Origin of the sequence: Pseudomonas sp. R11F (assembly GCF_050312575.1) — a bacterium.
Lineage (GTDB): Bacteria > Pseudomonadota > Gammaproteobacteria > Pseudomonadales > Pseudomonadaceae > Aquipseudomonas > Aquipseudomonas palleroniana.
The window spans coordinates 144697-152666 of the sequence record NZ_JBNPJU010000039.1; the positions used below are offsets into that span (position 1 = coordinate 144697).

The 7970-nt window shown below is 60.1% G+C and carries 7 protein-coding genes; 4 read left to right on the forward strand and 3 right to left on the reverse strand.

Translation table 11 applies throughout. The annotated features are described in order from the left end of the window. Positions 1–61 precede the first annotated feature (61 nt). Complete coding sequence (locus ACQRBV_RS11340; protein ID WP_060753402.1) at positions 62–727, reverse strand: polysaccharide lyase family 7 protein; 666 nt, start codon at positions 725–727, stop codon at positions 62–64. Between the two features lie 311 nt (positions 728–1038). On the opposite strand from ACQRBV_RS11340, the gene ACQRBV_RS11345 reads away from it, so the two are divergent. The 3 genes from ACQRBV_RS11345 to ACQRBV_RS11355 are packed head-to-tail and all read left to right on the forward strand — an operon-like array spanning position 1039 to position 4003. Then, positions 1039–3144 carry a putative bifunctional diguanylate cyclase/phosphodiesterase gene (locus ACQRBV_RS11345; protein WP_090368299.1) on the forward strand — a complete coding sequence of 702 codons (2106 nt, stop codon included), beginning with the start codon at positions 1039–1041 and terminating at the stop codon, positions 3142–3144. Positions 3145–3186: 42 nt separating this feature from the next. Then, positions 3187–3687 carry a M48 metallopeptidase family protein gene (locus ACQRBV_RS11350; protein ID WP_090368301.1) on the forward strand — a complete coding sequence of 167 codons (501 nt, stop codon included), beginning with the start codon at positions 3187–3189 and terminating at the stop codon, positions 3685–3687. Positions 3688–3706: 19 nt separating this feature from the next. Continuing rightward, a complete protein-coding gene (locus tag ACQRBV_RS11355; protein ID WP_090368303.1) occupies positions 3707–4003 on the forward strand; it encodes a winged helix-turn-helix domain-containing protein in 297 nt (98 codons plus the stop codon). Positions 4004–4108: 105 nt separating this feature from the next. Here the strand turns inward: ACQRBV_RS11355 and ACQRBV_RS11360 are convergent, their stop codons facing one another. Further along, complete coding sequence (locus tag ACQRBV_RS11360) at positions 4109–4561, reverse strand: GNAT family N-acetyltransferase (protein ID WP_060753677.1); 453 nt, start codon at positions 4559–4561, stop codon at positions 4109–4111. 198 nt (positions 4562–4759) lie between these two features. Between ACQRBV_RS11360 and ACQRBV_RS11365 the strand changes: the two genes are divergently transcribed. Beyond that, positions 4760–5497: a substrate-binding periplasmic protein gene (locus ACQRBV_RS11365; RefSeq protein WP_090368305.1), complete on the forward strand. Its 738-nt coding sequence runs from the start codon at positions 4760–4762 to the stop codon at positions 5495–5497. 74 nt (positions 5498–5571) lie between these two features. Here the strand turns inward: ACQRBV_RS11365 and yccS are convergent, their stop codons facing one another. Next, positions 5572–7755: a YccS family putative transporter gene (yccS, locus tag ACQRBV_RS11370; RefSeq protein WP_411985446.1), complete on the reverse strand. Its 2184-nt coding sequence runs from the start codon at positions 7753–7755 to the stop codon at positions 5572–5574. Between the last annotated feature and the right edge of the window lie 215 nt (positions 7756–7970).

The following is a 7970-nucleotide window of genomic DNA, read 5'->3' on the forward strand; positions in this document are numbered from 1 at the left end:
GATGCCGATGGTACCCAGGCCCTGAAAACACAGGGCCTGGCCAAATCTCGGGATGTTCAACTCACTCGTGATCAATATCCAACTTGGCAAACGTCACCCGCGCCCCTTCCTTGCTATCCCCGCTGTTGTCCTGCACATACACCCCCGCCTTGAAGTACAACGGCTTGTTCCCCCACGCCGCGCCGATTCGCTCGTTCCACTCTCCGTCCGCGGCGTACACGCTGAGCAGGCCGGCTTTGTTGAGGTTGATCACGTAGGTAAAACTCTTCTCCAGCGGCACATTCGACGCGATGGTTACCACGCGGCCTTCGCCGTCGTCCGGGCGCATGCGCACCTTGGCGACGATGTTGCCGGTCTGGGTCTTTTCCTTGAACTGGTATTCGAGTTTGATCAGCGGCTTCTGGCTGTCATAGGCATGAATCTGCCCGATCACGACTTTACCGGACGACGGCACCTGATTGACCTCCAGGGTCGCGCGCAGGAAGTTGTTCGCTTCTGGGTAGGTCCAGTTGCGCAGCCTTCCGTCGGCATAGGTTTCACGTAATTCGCTGCGGGGGTAGATGGCGTTTTCGGTGCGGGTGCCGGTCACCGGTGTCCAGAATTGCACGTTGCTGCCTTCGGCCTGGAAGTACTGGTCCTTGAAGCCGCTGACCAGCTTCGGTGTGTCGATAGTCGCGGGCGGGGAGCCGACAGGAATGCTCAGGTTCCAAGTGGAAAGGTCGATCATGGTGTTGGCCTTATTGCAGGGGTTGAAGGCTTTAGCCCGAGGGCTGCACGGGTTCTTTATAGGTCGGTTCAAACCGATTGTTAAACACTTGCTGGCAAATTTTTGGCGCCAATGGAATGCCAAAAAGCCATGTGTCCCATACCGCGTGGCCTGCAGGGCTGTACCGTTAGTCGGCTTCCTGGCTATTGGCGCAATGATGGTATCGACGTCGCTTCTGCTTTTTTAGAACCGGGTCTAGAGTGAGACCTCAGTGTTTGTCCGGTTTTAGTCTTAGAAGTGACCGGTGCAGCCCTTCAAGGAAGAGAAGTAGCATGGATTGTGCTCCACACCACGGCGATGGCAGTTCGGTTCTTTTGGTGGTCGATGACTACCCGGAAAATCTCATCAGCATGCGTGCATTGTTGCAGCGCGAAGACTGGCGGGTGATTACCGCCGCTTCCGGCCTGGAAGCCCTCGAATTATTGCTGGCCCACGAAATCGATCTGGTATTGCTGGACGTGCGCATGCCCGGCATGGATGGCTTTGAGGTGGCGCGCCTGATGCGTGGCAGCCAGCGTACACGAATGACCCCGATCATCTTCCTCACCGCCCATGCCCAATCGCCCGACGCAGTGCAGGAAGGCTATGCCAGTGGTGCCATCGATTACCTGTTCAAACCCTTTGACCCGAATATCCTCAAGCCCAAAGTGCAGGCACTGTTGGAGCACCAGCGTAACCGGCGCTCCTTGCAGCGCCTTAGCCTGGAACTGGAGGCTGCCCGTGCCTTCAATGCCTCGGTGCTGGACAACGCTGCCGAGGGTATTTTGGTGGTGGGTGAGGGCAGCGTCATCCAGTATGCCAACCCGGCGATTTCACGCTTGCTCAACGCTACGATGGCTGAGTTGCAGGGCGAAAGTTTCCTGAGTTTCCTGCAAAAGCCTCACGTGCCTGCCTGGTTGGGTTTCCCGATGTACGAGGCGTATCGCAAAGGCGAAACGTGGCGCCAGCACGACGCGATCTTGCGCACCCGTCGCGGCCAGCAAGTGCCGGTGGCCTTGTCTTGCGCGCCTCTGCCCGCTGAGCAGAAGGCCATGGTGGTGACGGTGCTCGACATGTCGGAGGTGCGCCATCTGCATCAACAGTTGGAGTTCCAGGCCGTCACCGATCCGTTGACCGGACTGTTGAACCGGCGCGGTTTCCAGCAGGCGGTGGAAAGCACCCTGGCGCGCAGCGAGCGCAGTGATCAATCACTGGTGTTGCTGTACCTGGACCTCGACGGGTTCAAGCGGGTCAACGATACCTTGGGGCATGACGCCGGTGACCGTGTACTGCGTTGGGTCTCGGAACAGATGCAGGCGTGTCTGCGTTCCTATGACATTCTCGGGCGCATGGGCGGGGATGAGTTCACCGCGTTGTTGGAACTGGAATTTCCGGAACAAGCGGCGAAAATCTCGGAAAAACTGATCGAGCGCGTGTCTGTCAGCCAACACGTCGACGGCTTGGATGTGATGCTCGGGGCCTGCATCGGGATTGCGACGTACCCGGATTGCGGTGCCGACCTGAGCGGCCTGCTGCGAGCGGCGGATATCGCCATGTACGAAGCCAAGCGCGCCGGCCGCCAGCAGTATCGTTACTACGATAAAGACATGAACGGCCGCGCGCGCTCACGGCTGATGCTCGAAGACAGTGTGCGCACGGCGATCCAGAACAAAGAGTTCACCTTGGTGTTCCAGCCGCAGGTGTCGTTGGAGGATGGGCGTTTGCGTGGCTTCGAGGCCCTGTTGCGCTGGCAGCACCCGAGCGTCGGCGACGTGCCGCCGGGGCTGTTTCTACCGTTGCTGGAAGAGGCTCGCCTGATCAGCCAACTGAGTACCTGGATCTACCAGGAGGTCGCGGTTCAGCGCGAAACCTGGCAAGGCATTTTCGATAGCGAGCTGGTGTTGAGTGTCAGCCTCAGCAGCAGCCAGTTCAATATGCCTAACCTCGCGAACCAACTGCAGCAGGTACTGGAGCAGCATGGCTTGAAGGCGCGGCAGTTGGAGGTCGAGATCAGTGAAGACTGCCTGATGAACAACCTTCAAGACTCCACCAAGCAACTCAAGTTACTGCGCCAGATCGGTGTGCGCATTGCCCTGGATGATTTCGGCTCGGGTCGCTGTTCCTTGGCCCATCTGCGTGACCTGGAGTTCGATACGCTCAAGCTGGACCCGCAACTGGTGGCTCGCCTGCCGGGCTCGACACGGGACGCGGCGATGGCGCGCAGCATTATCCAGCTGTGTGAGCATTTCGATGTGTTGGTCATCGCCGAGGGCGTGGAGACATCAGAGCAGGCCCTGTGGCTTAAAACCCATGGTTGTCTGTTTATCCAAGGCCCATTGGCGGCGCAACCATTGCTCGCCGAGGAAGTTGGCGCCTGGTCTCACCCCCGTCAGCTGTGAATTCGCTACACTGGTGGCCTTTCGAGCACCGTTGCAGATCCCATGACCGCGTTGAAATACCTCCAGGCCTATCCCGCCGCGCTCCAGGAGCAGGTGCGCCAATTGATCGCCAAAGACCAGTTGGGTGCCTATCTGGAGCAGCGTTACCCCGAGCGCCACGCGGTGCAGAGCGATAAGGCGTTGTACGCGTATGCGCTGGCGCTCAAGCAGGAACACCTGCGCAACGCCCCGGCAATCGATAAGGTGCTGTTCGATAACCGCCTGGACCTGACCCATCGCGCCTTGGGTTTGCACACCACGATTTCGCGCGTGCAGGGCGGCAATCTCAAAGCCAAGAAAGAGATCCGTATTGCCGCGTTGTTCAAGGAGGCGGCACCGGAATTTCTGCGCATGATCGTGGTGCATGAACTGGCGCACTTCAAGGAATCGGACCACAACAAGGCGTTCTACAAACTCTGCGACTACATGATGCCGGGCTACCATCAGGTGGAATTCGACCTGCGGGTGTACCTCACGTATCGCGACCTGCAGGGCAAGCCCTGACCGCACAAGGCGATTGACCATGGATGTGAGCAAGACCAAAAGCAGTTTTTACCGCCGCCTGTACGTGGCGTACTTGATCGACAGCCAGCTGGCCAGCACTGTCCCGGCACTGACTGACGTCACCGGCATGCCCAGGCGCACCGCGCAGGACACGATTGCGGCGCTGGCCGACCTGGATATCGTGTGTGAGTTCGAGCAGCAAGACGGTGCGCGCAACCATGCCGGGCGCTATCGGATCCGCAACTGGGGGGCGATTGATCGCCAATGGATCGAAGGGAATCTGGTGTCGATCAAGCAGGTGTTGGGTTACCCCTGAGGGATGCGGTGATAGGGCTGACGCAATCGGGGGCAAGCCCCCTCCCACATTTTGACAGTGTGAACCCAACCCAGTGTGGGAGGGGGCTTGCCCCCGATGAGGTCCTCAAGCGCGCCGCATACCAATATGTGGAATATCGTCCTCCAGGTATTCCTCGCCCGCCACCACAAACCCATACCGCCCGTAATATTCCTGCAAATGCGCCTGGGCTGAGAGAAAGATCGGCATCTCGGGCCAGATTTCTGCGATGTGCTTGAGCGTCTCCTCCATCATCCGGTGCCCCAGGCCGCTGCCGCGCGCCGAGGGTGCCACGATGACCCGGCCAATCACCACGTCGCCGCCCTGGGACTCCGGGTCCAGCAAGCGCAGGTAGGCCACCAGTTCATTCTCTTTCCAGGCCATCAGGTGGTGGGTATCGCCGGACAGGTCCTGCCCGTCGATGTCCTGATAAGCGCACCGCTGCTCCACGACAAACACCTCGCAGCGCAGGCGCAAGATGGCGTAGAGCTGCTCTTTGCCCAAATCGTCGTGATGCTTGCAGACCCATTCAATCGTCATCATATGTGCTCTTGGAAATGCCTGGAGAGGATAGTAAGCGCGACGGCGGTTGCTGTCTAAGTCGTGCATTTTTGTGAATGGCGTCAATTTGCCATCATTCTCTGCGCTCGCCGCTGACTTCTTTGTGTAATCTGCAATACAAGCTCATTGATGAGCTACTGTTATAAAGCCATCACGTGCCCGCCAAGGACTTTGAGCATGCTGCGAAGTTATCGTGCCGTTGCTTTGATTGCAGTGCTGTTGCTGGCCCAACCGGCGCTCGCGCAACGCCTGCGTCTGGTCGCGGACGCCTGGCCACCGTTTACCGATATCACGCTGGTCAACGGTGGGTTGGCCACCGATATTGTCAGCACTGCGTTGGCCCGTGCCGGCTACGCCAGCGATTTCGAGCAGGTGCCCTGGGCGCGCGCGCTGATGGGGGTCAGTGAGGGGCGCTACGACGTGCTGATCAATGCCTGGTACGACGATGCCCGCACGCAGTTTGGGCAGTTCTCCGCTGAGTACCTGCTCAACCGGGTGCGTTTCATTAAACGTGGCGATGACCCGATCGACTATCAGAACCTGGAGCAGTTGCACGGCGAACCTATCGCTGTCGTGCGCGGGTATGCCTATTCGCCAGCGTTCGATCAGGATGCACAATTACAGAAAATACCGGTGCATAACTTCGCCATGGCCGTGCGCATGCTCGCTGCACAGCGAGTGAGGCTGACGCTGGAAGATGAGTATGTGGCCCGCTACTACCTGGCGCGGGAGTCGCCGCGGGTGCGCAATTCGGTGGAGTTCCTGCCCAAGCCGCTGAGTGAGAACAGCCTGCATATCCTGGTCAGCCTGAAGAACCCGGAGCATGCGCAGATCGTTGCCGGCTTCGATCGGGAGATCGCCAGGATGAAGGCCGACGGTAGTTATGACCGGTTAATGAAAGAGCATGGGATGTAGCGTTCTTTCTGGCCTTATCGTCCTGCCTTTGGAACGCATTCCCCTGTAGGAGGGGGCTTGCCCCCGATAGCGGCCTAAGCCGCGCCGGTATCTTTGATCAAATGTGCGGCCAATGTGCGCAACGGCCCCAATTGCCGACAGATCAATGCCAACTGCGTCTGCACCAGGCGCTGCCCTTCATCGATCTCCTCCGGCATCTGCTCCAGCTCCGCGGCCATCGCTTCCTCGGCATCGCTTTGAATCGCAATGGGCTGCTTGTTGGCCAGCCCCGTGGCGATTTCATCGATACTTGCCGCCAGGGTATTGCCGGCACCCTCGATCAAATGTTCACGCGCTTCGGCCGGCAGTTGGGTTTCGCGGTGCGCGCCCAGCCCCGATAAATAGCTGAGCAGGGTGTGGGACAACACCAGGAAGCGAAAGCCCACGTCTGCCTCCTTACGGAAGTGCCCCGGCTCCATCAGCATGTTCGCCAGGGTCGTGGACAGCGCTGCGTCGGCGTTGTGTGCATTGCGCCGGGCCAGGCGGTAGGCCAGGTCGTCGCTCTTGCCGGCGGCGTATTGCTGCATGATCTGGCGCAGGTAGATGCTGTTGCAGGTCAGGGTGTTGGCCAGCACTTTGTTCAGGCGCCGGCCTTGCCAGTCCGGCAGGAACAGGAACACCGCCAGGCCCGCGATCACGCTGCCGAGCAAGGTGTCGAACAGACGCGGCAGGAACAGCCCGTAGCCATCGCCGACCTGGTTGAAGCAGAACAGCACCATCAGGGTGATCGCCGCCGTGGCCAGGGTGTAGCGGGTGGTGCGGTTGATAAAGAACACCAGGCCGGCGGCGATGGCGAACATCGACTGCACCAGCGGGCTTGGGAACAGGTCGAACAAGGCCCAGGCCACGGTGAGGCCGATGGCGGTGCCGATGATCCGCTGGCCGAGTTTGCGCCGCGTCGCGCCGTAGTTGGGTTGGCAGACGAACAAGGTAGTGAGGATGATCCAGTAACCCTGGGACGGGTGAATCAAATGCACCATGCCGTAGCCGATGCTCAGTGCCAGCGGCAGGCGCAACGCGTGGCGAAACAGCAACGACGTTGGCGTCAGCTGGGTGCGCAGGCGCGTCCACATTTCCTTCAGGTTGCGCGGCGAGCGGTCAAGCAGGCTGCTGTCGGTGGCGTCGGCCAGGGCGTCGGGGTTGCTGGCGTCGCTCAGCAGGCGGTCGAGCGTGGACAGGTTGGCCGCCAAGGCCCGCAGCGAGCGCAGCAGGCCGCGCCAGGCCGGGTTGCTCTGGATGCGCAGATGCTCCAGGGATGAGTTCAAGTCGCCCAGGGCTTCGGCGAAGCTGTCGTCATAGATGAACGGCTGGCGTAGCTGAATCGACTCGGCCAGGGTCTGGCAGGCTTTGCCTTGCTGACGCAGCAGGCGCTGGCAACGGAACAGCACGTCGCTGTGGAAGAAGGCTTCGGCCAGGGCGTTGTAGGGATAATGGGATGAACTGGCGCGTTCGTGAATGTCCTGGGCGAGGAAGTACAGCTTCAAGTAGCGGCTGACTTTCGAGCCTGGCCGACCATTGCCCACGCGGTGCAGGATGATTTCCTTCGCCGCATTCAGCGCTGCGACCACCCGGCCATTTTGCTGGGCCAGTTCCAGGCGGCGCGCTTCCACGTCCAACTGGCGGATGGGCTCGAACAGCGACGACTTCAGTTTAAGGTAGCGTCCCAGCTCGCGGAACAACCGCGCCAGGCTCTGCTGTACCGGCTGGTTGGAAAACAGTGCCTGCCACACTACCGACAGCACGCCATACCAGGCTGCACCCGCTACCAGCAGCAGGGGCTCATGCCAGAAATCCGTGACCGCGCCACCGCGCTGGTCCACGCCGATCATGGTGTACACCGACAGAATCAGCGTCGCCGAGGCAATCGCCCCATAACGTTCACCCAGCGCCCCGAGCATGGTCAGGCCGAAACTGGCCAGGGCCAGGGCTATCGCGAAGATCCAGGGGTAGGGAAACAGCAGCTCCACCGACAGTGCCGCGATGCTGAAACACACCAGCGTCACCGCCAAGGCATTGAGGCGGCCTTGCCAACTGTCATCGGTCTCGGCCAGGGCGCTGGCGATAATCCCCAGGAATAACGGGATCAGCAGCGTCATTTCATCCTGATACCAGCACAGCGCCATGCTGCCGGTGAGGGCGATGAATACCCGTACGCTGTAACTGAATTTATCCAGCGCCCACAGGCGCCGCATGGACTGCTTGAACGAGGTCGATGACATGAAGTCTGGAGTCTTCCGGGACGATGCCGCTAAATTGAGCCAGTAATGACGCCACGGCAAGCGTGGCGATCACATCCGACAGCAAAATATATTCCCGCCCGCCATTTTCAATATGCAATGCAATCCAAGTGGGAGGGGGCTTGCTCCCGATGGCGGTGGGGCAGCGGCAGATAAGCTGGCTGATCCACCGCTATCGGGAGCAAGCCCCCTCCCAC